This is a genomic window from Floridaenema aerugineum BLCC-F46, assembly GCF_041929345.1.
Lineage (GTDB): Bacteria > Cyanobacteriota > Cyanobacteriia > Cyanobacteriales > Aerosakkonemataceae > Floridanema > Floridanema aerugineum.
Window position 1 is genome coordinate 38,099 of sequence record NZ_JBHFNQ010000196.1, and the last position, 19,802, is coordinate 57,900.

Here is a 19,802-nt window from a genome sequence, read left to right on the forward strand (position 1 = left end):
TTGCTAAAAAGTTTGTTATGGATGCTTTAATTCAAGAACTTGATATGAAAGTGCGTCAATGGCAACCTGATATTGCCCAGCAGGTGCGGGAATACATAATGGAGATTATTGCATTAGCAGACCAAGATGGGTTAGATTTAGTGCGATCGAAAATTGTAGAACAAGAAGTGCTAAATTTAATTGATGAATCTAAAAGAATTAACAGTTAAATGGCAACAGGAATACCAGGGAAAACTAAAAACAAAGATAACTTGAAGACTAATCCTAAGCAATCATTTCGCTTAGAATATGAAGGAAAAGCCTCTATTACAGAAATATTTAATACTCCTCCAGCCGAACTACATCGAGTTATCAGCTTAGATAAACAACCGAAAAATCAGCTAATTTACGGAGAGAATTTAAGAGTTATTCGGGCTTTATTAGATAATCCTAATATTGCGGGAAAAGTTGGATTAATTTATATCGATCCACCTTACGCTACCGGACTAGGATTTGAGTCTAGAAAACAAACTCATGCCTATCACGATTTTCTTGACGGAGCAGATTATTTAGAATTTATTCGCCAACGTTTGATTTTACTGAGAGAACTATTAGCAGATCGTGGATCTATCTATCTCCATTTAGATGAAAAGATGGCTTTTCCTGTCAAAGTCTTAATGGATGAAATTTTCGGATCGAAGAACTTTCGGAATTGGATTACTCGGAAAAAATGCAATCCGAAAAATTACACCCGCAAGCAATACGGAAATATTTCCGACTACATTCTTTTTTATACAAAAAGTGATGATTATGTCTGGAATCAACCCTTTGAAGCTTGGACAGATGCTACCGCTAAAAAAGAATATCAGTACATAGAAGAAGAGACAGGAAGACTCTACAAAAAAGTGCCTATTCATGCACCTGGAGTGAGAAAAGGCGAAACAGGTAAACCTTGGAGAGGTATGCTTCCGCCACCTGGTAAACATTGGCAATACACCCCAAAACTTTTAGATGAAATGGATGCCAGAGGCGAAATTTATTGGTCGCCAACAGGTAATCCTCGAAGGAAAGTATACTTTGATAATAGTAAGGGTATTGCAGTTCAAGATATTTGGCTAGAGTTCAAGGATGCTCATAATCAAAATATTAAGATTACAGGTTATCCGACTGAAAAAAATCCCGAACTTCTCAAGCGAATTATACTTGCTTCTTCCAATAAAGGCGATCTTGTATTAGATGCTTTTTTGGGAAGTGGAACTACAGTTGCAGTTGCAGAGGAACTAGAAAGAGAGTGGATAGGCATAGATAATTCACCCTTAGCAATGGACATTACAGTTCATCGTTTAGCTAATGGAACTCAAGCAATGGGTGATTTTGTTAATGGTAATGGAAGTACGCCGAAACAGGAACTTTTGATTAATACAAATAGAATTTTGCACAGTGGACTGGATATGTATTTTGAGATTGCTTCAGATTTAAAACCTATTCCAGAAAATACAGTTGAAGCTTGGAAAAATAAACTTAACTTTCAAGCCAATCTTTGGTGAATCTTTCATCTAGCATTTTTAGAGTACATACCATTACTTTTCCTTGTCCATTGTCTTCCAAATCTGCATAATCATTCCACATTGAACCAAGAGTTAGTCCTGGGCCATCATTAAGAAAAAGTATTTTTAGAGGTATTTTGTAGGTTTCGGCATATTCGAGAATCTGTGTAACTTTATCTCTATTTCCACTGATGCGATCGTCCTCCTGTCCTCCGCCTCGATCGGTATCGTAACGAGCAAAACCTACAACTAAGGGAGTGCGATCGTTACGAGAAATAAAAATATCTGCTGGAGTTTTAGATTTCCAATTTGGCAAAACTTTGTAAAGTGCTGGTGCTTGATCTAGATAGTCGGGATAAAACGCTGAATCAACAAAAGTGATGTACTGAGAAGCTAGATTTTTGTAATCCCGAAATGAGTTCACTGCATACCCTCTTAGCTTGCTTTTTGTGACTTACTCAAAAGTGTTTTCGCCTGTTGAATCCACTGAGAAACTTCTTCGACAGGGGGACAAAGGTCACGACGCTGCATGGTGGAAACTTGTAATTTCAAGATTTGTTGATGTACTTTGTGGGCGGAACTTTGGGCTAGTTGGTTGACTGAGGCGATGCCAGCGTGTAACAGTAAGCCACAGTATTGACAGCCGACGCTGGGAATCCGGGCTAAATCTGCTAATGCTACCCATTTTTGGACGTGATGTATGGGTTTCTGTAATTGACTGGCTAAGGCTAATTTCTTTTCCGAGGTATTTGCTTTTACCAACAATTGCACAGTAGTATTGATGCCACATTCGGAGAGTTGGGCGCAGTCTTGGGCACTCAATCCGGGTAGTTGTACAATTGGCAAATCACTAAACTTGATGCTGTTTTTCGCAGCATTGGGCTGAAGAGTCATTCTTTTGTCCTACTCTCAAACTTAACTCTTTTGTTATTCTGACAAAGAGATATGCTCCCGGAGGGTTAGTTCAGATAATGCAACTCACGATCGAAAGGCCAGCGGAGTCAATTAACAATTTTCCTTTTATGCTGACACAAACAGCTTCTTTCGCGGAGACTAATGGCAGCCGGGTTTCCCTTGCTGATACTCTCCGCAAAAGACGGCAAAAACTCTTTAAAATGATTAAGTTTCCGGTCGTCCTCTGGTCAGGGGTTCGCAGTTCTCGGAATTTTCCGGGAAACAAGTTACCTTTTCGCGCCAGCAGCCATTTTCTTTACTTTGCTGGTATACCTCTGGAAAATGTAGCGATTCGCATGGAACCACCAGGAACGCTGGAACTGTACATGGATGAACCCAGTTTAGATGATGAACTGTGGCATGGGAAAAGCTTACTCAGGGAAGAAGTTGCGGAACTGATTGGGGCAAATATCGCTTTCCCAATGTCAGAATTGTGGTCGAGGGCATACAGTAGCGCTACAATTCCGGTTCAAGATGTTTACTTGCAACAGCAACAGTCAAATATGCTGCATCGTTGGCTGTATTCGGCTAGTTCCTTAAGTTGGATTGATTGGGAATTAGCTTATGCTATTGTCCAATTGCGGCTAACTCACGATGCTGGGGCTTTGGCTGAGTTACGCAAGGCTGCTGCTTGTACGGTACAGGCGCATCGGGCGGGAATGGCGGCGACTCGTCATGTCCGGTTTGAGGCCCAAGTCCGGGCGGCGATGGAAAATGTGATTTTAGCCCAGCAAATGAACTGTGCTTATAACAGCATTGTCACGGTTCATGGAGAAGTGCTACACAACGAACAGCATTACCGGGCGATAAATCCGGGGGATTTGTTGCTGGTGGATGTGGGCGCGGAAACGGCGCTGGGGTGGGCTTCTGATGTGACGCGCACTTGGCCTGTTTCGGGTAAGTTTTCACCGACGCAACGTGATATTTATGAGGTGGTACGATCGGCCCATGATGCCTGTATCGCTAAAGTTGCGCCAGGGGTGGAATATAAGGATATTCATCTTCAGGCGGCGACAACTCTCACCTACGGATTGGTACAGTTGGGCATCCTGAAAGGTGATGTGGAAGAGTTGGTGGAAAATGATGTTCATGCGGCATTTTTCCCTCATGGAATTGGGCATTTAATTGGTTTAGATGTTCATGATATGGAGGATTTGGGCGATTTGTCGGGGTATGAGTTGGGGCGAAAGAGAAGCGATCGCTTTGGCTTAAAATTCCTCCGTTTAGATCGTCCTTTACAATCGGGAATGTTGGTAAGTATTGAACCTGGTTTCTATCAAGTTCCTTCACTTTTGAATTATCCCGATCGCCGCGAAACTTTCCAAGAGTTTGTGGATTGGGATCGCTTGGCGCAATTCTCTGATGTGCGGGGAATTCGCATTGAAAACGATGTGTTGGTTACGGATTCTGGTTGTGAGGTAATTACTGGGGAATTGCCGACTCATCCAGATGCGATCGAACATCTGGTTAACAGCTAAATTAATTTTAGATTTTGGATTTTGGATTTTCAGAGTTTTATCTAAAATCTAAAATCGAAAATCTAAAATCAGTAGGTTGCTTGCAATCGACTAAGCAAATAATCACCAGCCGAGATGGGGGGATAAAGTTGCGGAAAATCCTCCCTTACACAACTGGAAATAGCTTCAATTAGGGTATCATCATTTGGATGGCAGAAAAAAGCAATAGAATAACGAGAAACTGCTTTTTTCTCATCTTCAGGAATCATTACTCGATGTTTGGTAGAACAAAAAACGTGATTTGTCCAGCGCTGCATTAAGTCACCTGTGTTCACTAAAATTGTATCGGGAATTGTCGGTGCAGCAATCCATTTTCCGGCAGTTGTACAAACTTCTAATCCGCCTATTTCATCTTGAAATAATAAGGTAATGCTGCCATAATCTGAATGTTCACCTGCTCTTACTTGTCCGGGTTTTGGTGTTTGTTGTAAAGGTGGATAATGTAGTAAGCGTAGGGTGTGGTTTTGGGCTGTGTGGGTATTTGTGAAAAAGTTTGTTGGTTGTTGAAGGGCGATCGCAAAAGCTTCTAAAATAATGTTCGCTGTTTCTGTGCAAGCTTGATAAAAGTTTAAAACTGTTTCTCGGAAATTCTCCTCTCCACTAGGCCAAGGATTACAAATTAAACTAGTGTTATTTTGTCCGAAATTGAAGTTAGTTGAATTATCTTCTTTGCCCACATTAAAAGCTTCTTTTAAATCTCCTGGTTGTTCAGGATTGAGGCGTTCTCTTTCAATCCCAACGTAACCTCGATTACTAAATTCGTCTGACCAAGCTAATTGATTTTTAACTGTTATTGGCAAAGCAAAAAATATTTTCGCTTCTCTAAAAACTTGCTTAATTAAATTTTCGGATATGCCAGTATTTTTGATATACATAAAGCCTATTCCTTGACAAGCTTGATTAACTTGGTTAGCAATTAAATTTTTACTATTTGCATCACCATTAATAAAAGGAGCAAAATCAATAATAGGAATTTGGCTAAAGGTAGTAGACATTTTAACCTCCGGCTTTTAGTACGTAGTTGCGCTTCAGCGCTAATAAGAGCGCTGAAGCGCAACAACGTACCTATTTCTCAGTAACTAGGAACAATGCTACCTTAAATGCGATCGTTAGTTTATTCACCTAAAGCCCAAGTTGGATATGAGAACAGTCATCCTCACCGCAATTGCTATTACTGTGAATAGTCTCGTTCTTCCTGGCTATGCTCAGACAGAGCCATCTAATAGAACAAATAACGAGCAAAGTCAAGAGGAATTGTTAGCTTGTACTGCGAGGAAAAATGATAAAAATCCGCGTTTAGGTGGTTGGCAACAACTTATTGGTAGACAGCGTGCAGAAGCAGAAAGAAGCGCTTATGAAACTGGTGGTTTGTTTACTACTATTTCTCCTACCCAAGCTACTATTGTCACAAAAACCGGGGAAATTATTAATATAAGTTTTGGTCAGCAGGATCAAGTAATTCGGGGAGTTTGTCGGAGTCGGAAAGTAGAAGAAGCAGAAAATTAAACTGAAATAAAGTAGAGACGTTATATATAACGTCTCTACATGATTTTTAGTCTCTAGATTGATGCTTAGTTGAAGAAACTAAAACTTTCTGCGGTTGGTGCGACATCAAATTTAGCAATGTTTGTTGCATCACCAGCACTGTTGAGAATTGGATCGTAACCTAAGAACCTTTCTTTGCCAGCGGAGTACAGGAAGAAAGCTGGGAAGTCCGACGTACCGTTTTGTTCTGCTAATGCTAGATCTACCTCAGAGCGATCGGCAAATGAGATACCTTCATCGAAGATAATCAGGTTATTCCCACTAATGTTTGTGCCATCACTTAACAATTGAGTAACAGTGACAGGGATGATATTAGAAATACCTCCGAAGTTGGCTACAGCAAATTGCAGTTTATCTTGATTAGGCATAAAACCAATGATTTCATCGGTAATACCTTGTGGTGGAACATTAGTCCAAGTGATAATATCTGCACCACCACCAGGAGAGATAATATCCACGCCATTATCATCTCCTTGAATTCTATCTCGACCTGGACTGCCAAATATTTCTACTGGTGCAGAAGGATCTCTGACTGTGGCACCAATGGCAAAATCAAAGGGATTTTCATCAGTATCATTAGTTTCAAAGGAGAGAGTTCCTTCCCAGTTAGTCACTGTAGTTGTGTTTACACTAATGCTGAAACTAGCTTCGCTATTGGGTGCGATCGTATCAGGAAAATCACCTGCCAAACTAAATCCATCAGGTAAAGTCAAGTTGCTTAAAACCAGTTCTTCACTATCACTAATATTTCTGATAGTAAAGGTTTTTGCCAGACTTTCCTCGATATCAACAATTCCCAAGTCATAGACGCTAGTACTACCATCGCTAATTTCAACTCCACCATCTAAAACTTCAACTTCGCCGCCTTGTTGGGTATGAGTTCCTTCGTTAACGATGGCTTTGATGCCGAAATTGAAGGGATTTTCGTCACTATCGCTAGTTTGAAAACTTAAAGTACCATCAAGATTACCAACGGTAGAAGTGTCAACGTTAACGGTGATTGTTTCTTCACTGTTGGGGGAAATACTGTTAGGAAATTCCCCAGATAAACTGAATCCATCGGGTAAAGTCAAGTTGCTTAAACTCAGTGGATTTTGACTGCTGGTATTTCTAATAGTGAAGGTTTTGCTGAGAGTTTCACCTACGTTAGCTTCCCCAAAGTCAACGGGAATCGGACTATCATCAGTCAGGTCAAAAATGCCTTGGTCTAGAACTTCAATTTCGCCGCCTTGTGGAGTCGAAGTTTCTTGGTTAATGGTGGCTTTGATGCCGAAATTAAAGGGATTTTCGTCACTATCGCTAGTTTGAAAACTTAAAGTACCATCAAGATTACCAACGGTAGAAGTGTCAACGTTAACGGTGATATCTTGTTGGCTGTTGGGGGCAATACTGTTAGGAAATTCCCCAGATAAACTGAATCCATCGGGTAAAGTCAAGTTGCTTAAACTCAGTGGATTTTGACTGCTGGTATTTTTAATGGTGAAGGTTTTGCTGAGAGTTTCACCTACGTTAGCTTCCCCAAAGTCAACGGGGATAGGACTATCATCAGTCAAGTCAAAAATGCCTTGGTCTAGAACTTGAATTTCGCCGCCTTCAAAATCGGGTGGAGTAGTATCACCATTCTTTTCTATTAAGGCAGAAACAGCGAAATTAAAAGGACTTTCATCGCGATCGTTAGTATTAATTGCAATTATCCCGGAAGGATTTCCTGCCATCATTGTATCGACTGAGACAGTAAAGTTGGCTTGGCTATTGGGTTCAACAACTCCGGGAATAGTTCCTTCTAAACAATAACCTTCGGGTATTTCCCAACCATTAATGTTCAGAGTATCGGTGGAACTGGTATTTTGAATGGTGAAGGTTTTAGTGAGATCGTCACCCACATTAGCAGTACCAAAATCAACTTCTCCGGTATCGTCAGGAATACCTGTTCCGCCTACAAATAAATCAATTTCTGGATTTAATGTAGAGGGTATACCTTCATTATCAATAATGCTGAGAACAGCGGTACTTTGTTCGCCAACTGTTGCGCCGCCTGTGCAATCACACAAGGTCAAATTAAGTGTTTCAGTACCTTCAATTAATGAGTCGTCAACGATGGGAATGTCGATCGTTTTTGGAGTAGTATCTCCGTCTTCCCATTCAACAGTAATAAAGCTGTTGTCGTAGTCTGCGGGTTCGGCTAAAGGTGTGTTTCCACCAACTCCAAGAGCAGTACCACCATTTAATAACACTTTTGTACTTACTGCGCCGCTACCATCACCAGTGCGATTTAGGGTTACTAATGCTATTGGTGCGCCATCTTCATTAACGGCAAAGGTGGGACTGCTAAATTCGATTGTTCCGGCATCAGCAGATCCTACTGTATCGCCGTTATCTGTAATGGTAACTGTGGCTGTTTCTGGTGTTCCAACTGTAGCACCGTTGAAGGGAAAACCTAAACTTAAATTGAAGGTTTCTTCGCCTTCTGCTATGTCATCTGAAATGATGGGAATTGCAACTGTTTGAGTGGTTTCTCCGGGTGCAAAATTAACTGTAATTGGGGTGTTATTGTAATCATTTGGAGAGGTAGCTGTTCCATCGGTGGCAAATAGTGTGGCGCTGACGGCTTCATCAATACCACCTGTGCGATTGATGGCAATATTAAGTGCTGGTGTGCCATCTTCGGCAATGGTATATGTTGGTCGATCGAATGATAGGTAGTTGTTGATTCTAATGGTGGAATAGGTGAAGTCAGCTTTGGTAAGGCTGCTGGAGTCTATTCCTTGTAAGTTGGCTAAAAATTGACCTGTTGATTTGTCTTGTATTATAGTATTTCCGACATTTTCTCCGCTACCTTGAAAAATGTCTAGGTCGTCAAAAGTTAGTCCTCCTGTTAAGGCGATTAAATCTAATCCATCGCCAAAATCTGTAATTTTAGTGGCTTGTGCGATCGTACTTCCACCTGTACTCAGAAAACCAGCTACATCGTTGCGTCTACCAATAACAAATACATCATCGCCACTACCACCATTTAAGGTATCTGTTCCTAAATCTCCCCAAAGAACATCGTTACCTTTGTCACCAAAAAGTTGGTCATTTTCTTGACCACCATATATGGTATCGTTGTTCTGTCCGCCGTAAATTGTGTCGTTACCTGTGTTACCAAAAAGAATGTCTGAATCTTCATTACCAGATAATAAATCGTTGTCAGCACCCCCATATAGTGTATCTTTTCCTTGTCCTCCGTATAGGAAGTCGCTGCCATCTCCGGCAAAGTCTACATCTTCATAAGGAGCACCAAATATTACGTCGTCTCCTCGATCGCCAATGAGAGTGTCGCTACCTAAATCACCTAATATAGTATCCTCACCGTTGTCACCAGTAATAAAATCATTATTCTGACCTCCACGCAACATTTCGGCACTTTGACTGCCTGTAATTGAGTCGCTGCCTTGGTTGCCATTGATCATATCTAGGTCTTGATTAGCAATTAGAATATCTGCGCTTTCTGCGCCTAAAATTGTGTCTGTATTTTCTAATCCGGCAATAGAATCGGGCGCAGGTGTACCTATAATTAAACTATTGCCAATTGCTGCTTGTGAAATAGCCATTTTAAACTCCTGACCGCCTAATAAATTGATATCTATATGCTTAGGCTATCTATCAGGTCTATTTATTTACCTCTTCACTTATATAGATCATTAAATTGAAATATTTTCAAGGAATATGTTATTCATCTTCCTATTTATAGGTTTATTCCTAACCACAGACATATTATTAAAAATATTTTAATAAGGTTTATTCCTCAGAGTTAGCAGATAGTTAACTCAGCAATTTCGGTTCTTTTGTTAATAACAAGCTCGAGTATAATGTGAGGGGTTGAGAACTAAATTTCTGCCTATTAACCGAGTCGATCGATAATATCATGTCTGGTCGATTACCCCCACTGTAGAGACGTTGCATACAACTGTAGAGACGTTGCATACAACGTCTCTACAGGGTTTTGGATTAAGGATATTATGGTTCATTAGCCGGACATGATATAATATCTACTTTATGACTGGTGCGAAAATAATTCCTGGATCTTCTAAGTATTTTGCTACTCTTAAAATTAATGATTTTTTGTCGGGTGCGCCGATCGGATAATTATTCGCAGGCGATCGCGCAACGCCGAAATCTCTGTGCTTAAATGTACCAAGTTGCGGGAATTAATGCAGCTGCGATATAGAGCGCGTATGTGGCAATATCAAAATCTTGGGGGCGAGATTTGATGTTTTTAACCGTAAAGATCGACCAAAACAAGTTATTCGGGGAGTAGGTCAATGTCAGGGAGCAGATGTGTGATCATCTGATGCTGCTTTGGCAGAACGATCGCAAACTCAGAACCTTCAGGGGGAGATGATTTTACTTCGATGCTGCCGCCAAGTTTTTCGACTACAATTTGACGAGCGATCGCTAATCCTAACCCACTTGCTCCTTGGGCAGGTTTGGTGGTAAAAAATGGCTCAAAAGCTTTTTGCTGAACTTCTTCGGACATCCCCACGCCGTTATCTTGAATGCGGATAACAATGTGTTTTTCATTCTCAATAGCTGTGTGAATGGTAATCCGATTGGGATTTGCTTGAATATCTGCGAAACTGCGTCCTCGATTAGATTCTTTCACTGCATCAATAGCATTGTTGAGCAGATTCATCAATACTTGATTTAATTGTCCGGGGAAGCATTCAACCCAAGGTATATTGCCATATTCTTTCCATACTTCAATTGCTGGATGATATTTGTTTGCCCTCAAGCGATGTTTCAGAATCAGCAAAGTGCTGTCGATACATTCATGAATATTAAGCGTAGTAGCACCTTTATCAGTTTTGGAAAAGGTGGTTAAACAGCTACTCAAGTGGTGCAAGCGATAGATTCCTTCCTTGGTTGAGTTAATCAATTTAGGTAAGTCATTGTGGAGGTATTCTAGGTCTGTTTCCTCGATTTTTGATTTAATATCGGCGCAACTGTTAGGAAATTCTTGATGATGCAATTCAACTAGCTGTAATAAATTTGTTACTGATTCTTCGAGCAAACTCAAGTTACCGGAAATCCATCCCAAAGGATTATTAATTTCGTAAGCAATCCCAGTGACAAGATGACCCAAAGTAGACATTTTTTCGCTTTGAATTAGCTGAAGTTGGGCTTTTTCTAAAGTATGCAAAGCTTGAGCTAAGTTGTTAGCTTGTGTTTCTAGGTCGATCGCATTTTGGTAGGCGCGTAAAGCTGAAATCACAGCAGTAATCAGTTTTTGTCGGGTTATTTCAGTTTTAAGTTTATAATCGTTGATTTTGTAAGCAATAATCACCGATTCTTCTGGCGCTTCCCCTGGTTGACCTGTGCGTAAAATAATTTGAATGTTTTGATTGTTCAGTTCCTCCCGAATATACCGCACCACCTGTAATCCTGCATCGTTGGTTTCCATCACCACATCTAACAAAATGAAAGCAATATCAGGATTTTCCCCAATTAATTGCTTTGCTTCCCTACCGGAGTATGCTGAGAGAAAATTCAAGGATTTATTCTCAAAAGCAAAGTTTTTTAAAGCTAACTTTGTTGCTTGGTGGACAGTCGGATCGTCATCTACGATCGCCACTTTCCAAGCGTTAACTTCCCCATCGATTAAATCAGTGTCATCTTCTACTATCAAAAAATCGTCATTCTCATCATCTAACATAAGTTGGTTGTTATTATCCAGAATCATCGACTTATCCTCTACAATAAACGAAATATAGTTTGGAGATTTGTAGAGCAATTCATGAATTGCCCCTACTGAGTTTTGAATTTTGAGTTAAGGAATTTTTTGCTTTGAGAGTTACCCTGCTTCCTAAACAGGGAATTTCATCATAAATAGAGTTCCCGAACCAGGTTCGCTACTAACATCGATCGTTCCTTGAAGTTTTTGGGTAACTAAGTTGTGAACTATGTGTAACCCTAAACCGCTACCTCCTTGATTTCTTGCTGTAGTAAAGAATGGATTGAATATTTTATCCAAATTTTCTTGAAGAATACCACAACCATCATCACTGTACTGAATGATTACCTCTTGATTTTGTTGGGAAATTTCTAATCGTAAATTTCCGCTTTCTCCTGGTTGATAGGCGTGGGTGAGGGAGTTGACTACTAAATTGGTGACAATTTGTGCCAAGGCACCTGGATAACTGTCAATGGTGATAGTTTCCTCGCCTTCTATTGTTAGGCGATGACCAGCTTGTTTGAATTGAGGTGCAAGGCTAAGTAAGACTTCTTCTAAATAATATTTTACGCCAAAAGTGCGCTTTTCTAAATTAGCTTGATCCACAGCTACTTGTTTGAAACTTTGAATTAATTCTCCGGCACGTTGGAGATTATGTAAAATCAAGTTTGTACTTTCGCTTGCTACCTCCAAATAGTTGTTGACAGTCGATCGCTTTAATTGTCCTTGATCCACAGCATTTTTAAATGTTTGCGTCGCATCAGCTAAGGTAGAAGCTACGGTAATGCTGGTGCCAACTGGTGTGTTAATTTCATGTGCTACTCCCGCTACTAAGCTACCTAAAGCTGCCATTTTTTCTGATTCTACAAGCCTTTTTTGAGTTGCTTTCAAGTCTTCTAAAGCTTGAGAAAGTTCTTGGGTGCGTTCTACGACTTTTTGTTCTAAGGTGCTGTAAAGAATGGCGTTTTCTAAAGAGATGGCGGCTTGAGAAGAGAGTAGCTGGAGGACTTCTAAGCGATCGCTCGTAAAGGCTCCACAAGTAACGTTATTTTCTAAATAAAGTATACCAATTAATTTGCCCTGATTGAGTATTGGACTACACAAAAAACTCTTGGGTTGATTGGCAATAAAATAAGCATCGGTGGCAAAGGAAGTAGGAATTATCTCATCGTTAATTAGCAGAGTTTCTTGGGTACGTTTAACGAAATTAATCGCAGGCAAAGGAACCTCAATACTTGATTCTACAGGTACACTTAACCGCTGGAAATCCCGCGAACCAAAACAGCGAGCTACTATTTCTAAATTTCCCTCACGGTTAAGGATTAACATTCCGCGATCTGCGCCTGCATTTTCCATCACTACTTGCATCAATTTAGCCAGTAATTGATCGATTTGAATTTCCCCAGACAAAGCTTGTGATGCTTTAATTACGGCTGCTAAATCTAGTAAATCTAGCGCCTCAGAATTACTAGAAGTTTCCTGAGATATTGATATGTTGGTATCAGTATTTTCGAGAAATTCTCGGTTGCCTAGAGTGGCTTGCATTGACTGAAAGTAACGGATTTCTGGTTCAATAATTGAAGTAAGTAGTTGGGAATAACGTTGTTTTAAATCCTGAACTTTAATTTTTGCTCCCCAACGTTCATAAGTGTAGTAAGCATCGACTAAATAAACTTGCGCTAACTTATCTCTACCTTGACTTAAATAAAATTCGGCGGCGAGTTCATTAGCCAAAGCTTCTTCTTGGAGATAATTGTTTTGTTTAGCGCTTTGAATTGCGCGATCGTATAATTCGGCTGCTTGCCAAGTTTTTCCCAAAACTCGCAGGTTTTCGGCGGCGATTAAATCATATTTATGTTGATAGTTCATTGGCGCATAATTCGCCCAAACTTGCATTTTTTCTTGATTGGCACTGACTTGTTCCAAATAGGCGTAGCGGGTATCTTCGGTTGCGGTATTGGCACAAGCTAGTAAGGCAAGGGAATAATAAAAGTAGTGTTCAGCAAAAACATTCATCCCGCCAACTGCTATAACATATTCATCTGCCGATCGCGCATTTGATAAAGCTTGCTGAAAGTCTTTTAAGAAATAACAAAGTATGGCTTTGCAGTTATACACCGAAAAGATTGACATTACCGTTTTCTTGGCAATCAACTCCGGCATCATAGTTACTTCATCAAAACTTTCGCCAATCAGTTGATATTTTGCTGACGATTTTCCTTGGAATTGTAACCCTAATTGGCGAATAATACTGGTGTAATGAATCAGGAACTCTTGCTTATTCTTCCGCATCACATTAATATATTTCTCTTGTTCCTGAGTTACATAATCCAAAGGTTGTCCGACGAAAAATAGATTGTGGCAGTAAATAGTTGCACTATAACCTGCATATTCTAAATCTCCGACATCAATCCCCGCTTGAAATGATTTGAGCAATGGATCGAGAGTTGTTACTAAAGGATCTTGCCAATGTTTAACAAATCCATAAAATACTTCTTCTGTCCGACAATTAATTTCGCTGACACTAAATTGGGACAATAAATTCACGCCTAATTGCCCAAATTGATATCCCGCTTTAATATCTCCCAAAACTCCACAAAGTAACCAACCATAGAAAACATAAGCAAAGGTTGCTAAGGGTGAATTGCCATATTTTATGCACAAATCCACCATTTTAAACCCTAAAAGTGGCATCAAATGAGGATAGCCAATCAATACTGGAGCAAACAAAATCATTAAAATTCGCATTGCTTCTAGTTTGTTGGGATCGGTCATTAAATCTAAGCGAGATAAATCCTCAATTTGCTGAATTCCCTGAATCCTCATATCTTCTTGAATTTGGCTGACAAAGGTAGATGGTGCATCGGGATTTTCTGGTAAGTCAACTCCTAAAATTTGCAAAGCAGTTGTCGCTGTTTGTAAGACTTCAGCCAGCCGATTTTGGGTGATTAACAGCAATAATTGTTTGGCATAAACTTTAACTCGATCTAGTCCATTGTTGGCACATTTAAGCGCAATTTGGGCTAAAGATTCGGCTTTTTCAAAGTTGGCGTTTAGGTACTCGGCTTCGATCGCTTCTAAATAAACATTAATCGCTTGCTCATATTCTGTTTCCCAGCAATCTTCACTCAACAAATTTAAAGCGACATTCAAATATTTAGCAGTAAGTTCATAAGCTGTAGCTAATTTAGCTTTGCGCCCAGCAATGCGATTAAGTTGAATTAATTCTGCTTTTTCTGGTTCAATTATAATTTCATTAGCACCAATGTTGAGATGGTTGACAATTTCAAAAATATTCTCTTCCCTTTCTGCAAGGGGTGTATTTTGTAAAAGCAGTTTGCCGATGTGTTGGTGCATTAAATTTTTCTGCACTTGGGGAATCAGAAAATAGGCAGCTTGTTGTACTCTGTCATGCAAAAATTTATAAGCAGCCGCCTTGTTTGACTCAATGGATAATGGTGAATTGACCTTTTCTAATTCATGTTGTTGGAAAAATTTGTAAACTTCATTTTTCGGAATGATCAATCCTTCTTGTAATGCTATCCATAAATCATTGGCGATTTCTGTGGAGGTTTTTTGGGCGACGATCGCTAATGTATGCAAATCAAATTCGTTGCCAATACAAGCCGCCAGTTTCAGAGCATCTTGTGTATTTTTGGGTAATTTTTGCAATTGTTGTCCCATGAATTCCACAATATCATCTGTTGGCGCTAATGCCCTGACTTGGGCCATGTTACATTGCCAATAGCCAAGTTCAAAATTAAAACTAATCACCTGTTCTTCCGATAAATATTTAATAAATTGATTGCTGAAAAATGGATTTCCCTTGGTTTTTTGATAGACTAACTCTGTCAGGGGAAGTACTAGTTCTAATGGACAATTCAGGGTGTCAGCAATTAACTGATTTAAGTCTAATAAAGCTAAAGGCGGCAGAGTAATTGTGTTGACAGTTGCTCCCAATTTTTGCAGTTTCTCTAAAGTTAAATTTAATGGATGTGTCGGACTAACTTCGTTATCTCGATAAGCGCCAATTAATAACAAATAACCAGCATCAGTTTCGCTCATCAATAATTGGATTAATTTCAAGGAAGCGGAGTCTGTCCACTGCAAGTCATCAATAAAAATTGTCAGGGGATGTTCTTGATTTGCGAAGACTTGAATAAAGTTTTGAAACAGGAGATTGAATCGATTTTGCGCTGCTTCGCCAAAAAGTTCGGGAACTGCTGGTTGATGACCGATAATTTGTTCTAGTTCGGGAATAACTTCGATAATTACTTGACCGTTTTCTCCCAAAGCGGCTAAAATTTTTCTCTGCCATTGTTGGAGTTGTTCATCACTTTCACTGAGCAATTGTTCCATTAAATCTCGGAAAGCTTGGACGAAGGCGGAAAAGGGAATGTTTCGCCCAAATTGGTCAAATTTTCCTTTAATAAAATAGCCTCTTTGTCGGACAATTGGTTTGTGAACTTCGTTGACAACTGCGGTTTTACCAATACCAGAAAATCCGGCGACAAGTATGAGTTCGCTACTACCTTGACTGACGCGATCGAACGCATCTAATAATGTGTTAACTTCTGTTTGACGACCATAAAGTTTTTCGGAAATGACAAAGCGATCGCAAATGTCCCGTTTACCTAACTCAAATAATTCAATATTTCCGGTTTCTTGCCATTGATTTAAACAAATCTCTAAATCATGTTTAATTCCCAAGGCGCTTTGATAGCGATCTTCGGCATTTTTGGCGATTAATTTCTCAAGAATTTTTGATAATACTAAGGGAACGGTAGGATTTAAACAGTGGACGGCGAGCGGTTGTTTGGTAAGGTGAGAATGTACCAATTCCATTGGATCGTTAGTGGGAAAAGGCAGTCTCCCAGTTAGTAATTCGTAAAAAGTCACTCCCAGAGAATAAAAATCTGTCCGATAATCAATTCCCCTATTCATTCTTCCAGTTTGTTCTGGGGAAATATAGGCTAAAGTACCTTCAAAAATTTTAGTACCTTTGATTTCCTGCGTTTCTCTCTTAAGTAGGGAAGCGATACTAAAGTCAATCAGTTTAACTTGTTTGGTAATGGGATTGATAACAATATTTGCAGGTTTAATATCTTTGTGTATAATTCGTTGGCTGTAGAGTCCATCTAAAGCGGTGACTATTTGGAAAGCGATCGCGAAAAACTCTGCTAAATCAACACTTTGATTCCCTACATATTCTTTTAAAGAAATGCCCCCAAAATCCTCCATAATTAGCAGATAACTATTGCGGTAATTTTCTAAGCTGTAGCAGCGAATCACTCCTGGTAAATCAAGATTTTTCGCGACCGCGTACTGATTCCGAAATTGCAACAATTCTCTAAAGCTAGGATATTCCTGTCTGAGCAGTTTGATAACTACAGGTTGCTCGTCTAATTCTCTAACTGCTCGATATACCAGTGTTTTCGCACCTGTGTATAATTGCTCAGTAATGCGATAGCCAGGAATCTTGGTGCTAATATTGATCGTTTCCATATCCATTACTTAACTCATCAGGTGTTCACGATTATTATTCCCAAAGGTGGAAGACAAAAAAACATCGAAAATTATTTATTCTTCAAAGGTTAAAATCCACAAGGTTAAATCAGTGAGGGCAAATAACAAATGTCTAATTGGCTAATTTCAGGCGGAACGATTCTAACTAGCGACGATGCTGGTACGGTCATCGAAAACGGATATGTTTTAATAGCAGGGAACAAAATTGTCGCTGTTGGCAGTGGTGAACCTGAAAATACCAATGTCGATCGAGTGATTGATGCAACTGGAATGTTAGTTTGTCCCGGATTCATCAACGCCCATACCCATTTATGTATGATTTTAGGACGTTCTTTGGGCAGCGATCGTGCTCTATTACACTGGCTTTCGGAAGCACAAATTCCTCTGATGCAAGCTTTTGAGCCGGAAGATTATGCTATTAGTATGGAATTGGGCGCGATCGAAAATTTGAAAGCAGGTAATACCACCATTTGCGAAGTATTTTTTACCCCTCATTATAGCGACGGAGTGGATGAAATCGCTGTCAATAGTTTAGATCGCACAGGTATTCGTTCCATATTTTTCCGTTGTACAAACGATGATAACTTTTTTGACGGTTTTCTCGAAACTCGTGCCGATATTATGCGCCGTTCCGAACACTTAATTTGTCATTGTCAAACTAGCAGAACTCGCATTGGTGTTGGCCCTTTAGTTCCTTGGAGTTCGAGTCCCCAAGCATTTGAAGATGCGGTACAAATTTCCCAAACTAAAAATGTACTTATTCACCTCCATACTTCCGAAACTCCAGAATATAACGACTTAGTAAGACAGCGCACTGGTAAAAGTAATATCGAGATGTTAGCAGATGTGGGAGCATTAGGAAATCAAGTAATGTTAAATCATTGCGTACACCTTTCTGACTCTGACATTGAGTTAATTGCCGAGACTGGTTCTCATGTCATTCATGACCCTACAAGTAATATGATTTTAGCTTCTGGGGTAGCGCCAATTCCTAAGTTAAGAGCGAAAAATATTAATATCGGTTTGGCGTGCGATGGGCCTGCTTGTAACAACACTCAAGATATGATTCAAACTATGAGAGATGCGGCACTTTTGCAAAAAGTTGTTACCCGTCAGCCAGATATTTTAGTCGCCAAAGATGTGTTTCGCATGGCAACGAGAGGTGGTGCTAAGGCGATCGGCATGGGTGATTCTTTAGGTGCGATTCAACCAGGTTTTTTAGCTGATTTAATTTTAATTGATACCCAAGTTCCTCATTTAACTCCGCTGCACGATCCGATCGCGATTCTAGTTTATTCAGCTAGAGGATCGGATGTTCATACTGTGATGGTAGACGGGGAAATTGTGATGCGAAATCGCCAAATTTTAACAGTGGATGAGAAGGAAGTTATCGCCAAAGCAAGGGAGAGAGCGAGGAAAGCTTGCGATCGATCCCAAGGGAGCAAAAAGTTTTAAGATAATGTAGAGATAATGTAGAGACGTTATATATAACGTCTCTACATTATCTCTAAGCAGTTTTCTTGCCCCCTGTTCCCTAAAATCACTGTACTACTGGCGCGGAAACAATGCCTCGATCTTCTAAGTATTTTGCTACTCTTAAAACCAATGCTTCTTTGTAAGGTGCGCCGATAATTTGTACACCTAAAGGTAAGTCGCCGGGACGTTGAACGGGTACAGAAATTATTGGTAAGCCGATAAAAGATAAAGGTTGAGTAAATAATCCTAAGTTAGGACGAACTAACATTTCTTCGCCAGCAATTACCATTTTTTGTTGTCCAATTTCCGGGGCGGCGCAAGGTGTTGTCGGGGCGATAATTATATCTACATTGGTGAAAATTTCTCGGATGCGATCGCGATACCAACGCCGAAATCTTTGGGCTTGAATATACCAATTTGTGGGAATTAATGCTCCGGCGATAAAGCGATCGCGTGTGGCAATATCAAAATCTTGGGGGCGAGATTTGATGTTTTTTAAATGTAAATTTGCGCCTTCACTGGCAGTAATAATAAATGCCGCTGCTCTTGCTCGATGTGGTTCGGGAATAGTGACTATTTCAGTAGTATTTAAAGCCAGAGCAACTTTGGCGACTGCTGCTAATACTTCCGGTTCTGCATTTTCGGCAAAGTATTCGTCAGCAATGGCAATTCTTAAACCTTCAATTCCCTGATTTAATTGTGGTAAACAAGGTTCTGGAGGTCTTTTAGTACAAACTGGATCGCTCTTATCTTCGCCTTGCAAAACATCAAAAATGAGGGCGAGATCTCTGACCGATCGAGCAAAAGGGCCAATATGATCGAAGCTAGCAGCAAATAAGAATGCACCCGATCGAGATAAACGACCATAAGTAGGTTTTAAACCGAAAATTCCGCAAAAAGCTGCGGGTACTCTAATCGATCCGTTGGTGTCAGAACCTAAAGTTATTGGTACGAGTCCAGCGGCGACAGCAGCAGCGGAACCACCGGAAGAACCGCCTGCAACACAGTTAAGATTATGTGGGTTTCGAGTTGGCCCATAGTGGCTATTTTCGGTGACAAAACCGTAGGCGTACTCGTCCATATTTAATGCGCCAACGAGGATTGCACCTGCTTTTTTCAACCTAGCAACTGCGGTAGCATCACGGGTAGCTGGCGGATTTTCGGCATTAATTTTTGCTCCGGCTAAAGTTGTGATTCCGGCAACATCGAAGAGGTTTTTAACTGCAAAAGGAACTCCCGCTAAAATGCCAGGATCTTTGCCTTCAGCAATAGATCGATCGATTTTTTCGGCTTCTGCCAAAGCGGTTTCAGCTATGACATTAGTGAAGCAATTATACTTGTAATTTCGGTCAGCAATTCGCGCTAATGATGCGGCGACAATTGATTTAGCCGAAACTTCTTTTTGTCTAACTACTTCAGCGATTTGGGTAGCATCAGGAAAACCGTAAGCCATTCGATTTTAGATTTTAGATTTTATATTTTGGATTGATGAAACTAGGTACGTTGTTGCGATTTAGCGCTATATTTTAGCGCTAAAGCGCAACA

12 protein-coding genes are annotated in these 19,802 nt (G+C 40.1%); 5 read left to right on the top strand and 7 right to left on the bottom strand.

Annotation, left to right across the window (positions count from 1 at the left end; translation table 11 throughout):
* Positions 1–17: 17 nt before the first annotated feature.
* Together ACE1CC_RS25185 and ACE1CC_RS25190 are read left to right on the top strand one after the other, a co-directional pair.
* Positions 18–209 (top strand): hypothetical protein, encoded by a 192-nt coding sequence (locus tag ACE1CC_RS25185; protein WP_413273184.1) that lies wholly within the window; start codon positions 18–20, stop codon positions 207–209.
* The gene (locus ACE1CC_RS25190; protein ID WP_413273185.1) at positions 210–1,526 is read left to right on the top strand and encodes a site-specific DNA-methyltransferase; all 1,317 of its coding nucleotides are present in this window, start codon (positions 210–212) and stop codon (positions 1,524–1,526) included. It abuts the gene before it with no gap.
* On the opposite strand, the gene ACE1CC_RS25195 is transcribed toward ACE1CC_RS25190, so the two are convergent.
* Together ACE1CC_RS25195 and ACE1CC_RS25200 are read right to left on the bottom strand one after the other, a co-directional pair.
* A complete protein-coding gene (locus ACE1CC_RS25195) occupies positions 1,501–1,950 on the bottom strand; it encodes a hypothetical protein (RefSeq protein WP_413273186.1) in 450 nt (149 codons plus the stop codon). The genes ACE1CC_RS25190 and ACE1CC_RS25195 overlap by 26 nt on opposite strands.
* A gap of 11 nt (positions 1,951–1,961) precedes the next feature.
* Positions 1,962–2,420 (bottom strand): DUF4332 domain-containing protein, encoded by a 459-nt coding sequence (locus ACE1CC_RS25200; protein ID WP_413273187.1) that lies wholly within the window; start codon positions 2,418–2,420, stop codon positions 1,962–1,964.
* 128 nt (positions 2,421–2,548) lie between these two features.
* Here ACE1CC_RS25200 and ACE1CC_RS25205 point away from each other — a divergent pair, with 128 nt between their 5' ends.
* Positions 2,549–3,958 (top strand): aminopeptidase P family protein, encoded by a 1,410-nt coding sequence (locus tag ACE1CC_RS25205; RefSeq protein ID WP_413273195.1) that lies wholly within the window; start codon positions 2,549–2,551, stop codon positions 3,956–3,958.
* A gap of 68 nt (positions 3,959–4,026) precedes the next feature.
* Here the strand turns inward: ACE1CC_RS25205 and ACE1CC_RS25210 are convergent, their stop codons facing one another.
* Positions 4,027–4,992, bottom strand: a complete 966-nt coding sequence (locus tag ACE1CC_RS25210) for an isopenicillin N synthase family dioxygenase (protein ID WP_413273188.1) — start codon at positions 4,990–4,992, stop codon at positions 4,027–4,029.
* Positions 4,993–5,137: 145 nt separating this feature from the next.
* Between ACE1CC_RS25210 and ACE1CC_RS25215 the strand changes: the two genes are divergently transcribed.
* The gene (locus tag ACE1CC_RS25215; RefSeq protein WP_413273189.1) at positions 5,138–5,503 is read left to right on the top strand and encodes a hypothetical protein; all 366 of its coding nucleotides are present in this window, start codon (positions 5,138–5,140) and stop codon (positions 5,501–5,503) included.
* A gap of 65 nt (positions 5,504–5,568) precedes the next feature.
* Here ACE1CC_RS25215 and ACE1CC_RS25220 read toward each other — a convergent pair whose 3' ends face one another.
* The 3 genes from ACE1CC_RS25220 to ACE1CC_RS25230 all read right to left on the bottom strand — a co-directional run bounded on the left by ACE1CC_RS25220 (position 5,569) and on the right by ACE1CC_RS25230 (position 16,760).
* Positions 5,569–9,135 carry a choice-of-anchor D domain-containing protein gene (locus ACE1CC_RS25220; RefSeq protein ID WP_413273190.1) on the bottom strand — a complete coding sequence of 1,189 codons (3,567 nt, stop codon included), beginning with the start codon at positions 9,133–9,135 and terminating at the stop codon, positions 5,569–5,571.
* A 692-nt stretch (positions 9,136–9,827) separates the two neighbouring features.
* Positions 9,828–11,264, bottom strand: coding sequence for a hybrid sensor histidine kinase/response regulator (locus tag ACE1CC_RS25225; protein ID WP_413273191.1), 1,437 nt, complete (start codon positions 11,262–11,264; stop codon positions 9,828–9,830).
* A gap of 123 nt (positions 11,265–11,387) precedes the next feature.
* Positions 11,388–16,760 (bottom strand): trifunctional serine/threonine-protein kinase/ATP-binding protein/sensor histidine kinase, encoded by a 5,373-nt coding sequence (locus ACE1CC_RS25230; protein ID WP_413273192.1) that lies wholly within the window; start codon positions 16,758–16,760, stop codon positions 11,388–11,390.
* Positions 16,761–16,889: 129 nt separating this feature from the next.
* Between ACE1CC_RS25230 and ACE1CC_RS25235 the strand changes: the two genes are divergently transcribed.
* Positions 16,890–18,236 (top strand): amidohydrolase family protein, encoded by a 1,347-nt coding sequence (locus ACE1CC_RS25235; protein WP_413273193.1) that lies wholly within the window; start codon positions 16,890–16,892, stop codon positions 18,234–18,236.
* 85 nt (positions 18,237–18,321) lie between these two features.
* Here ACE1CC_RS25235 and ACE1CC_RS25240 read toward each other — a convergent pair whose 3' ends face one another.
* On the bottom strand, positions 18,322–19,710 hold the full coding sequence (locus ACE1CC_RS25240; protein ID WP_413273194.1) for an AtzE family amidohydrolase: 1,389 nt from the start codon (positions 19,708–19,710) through the stop codon (positions 18,322–18,324).
* Between the last annotated feature and the right edge of the window lie 92 nt (positions 19,711–19,802).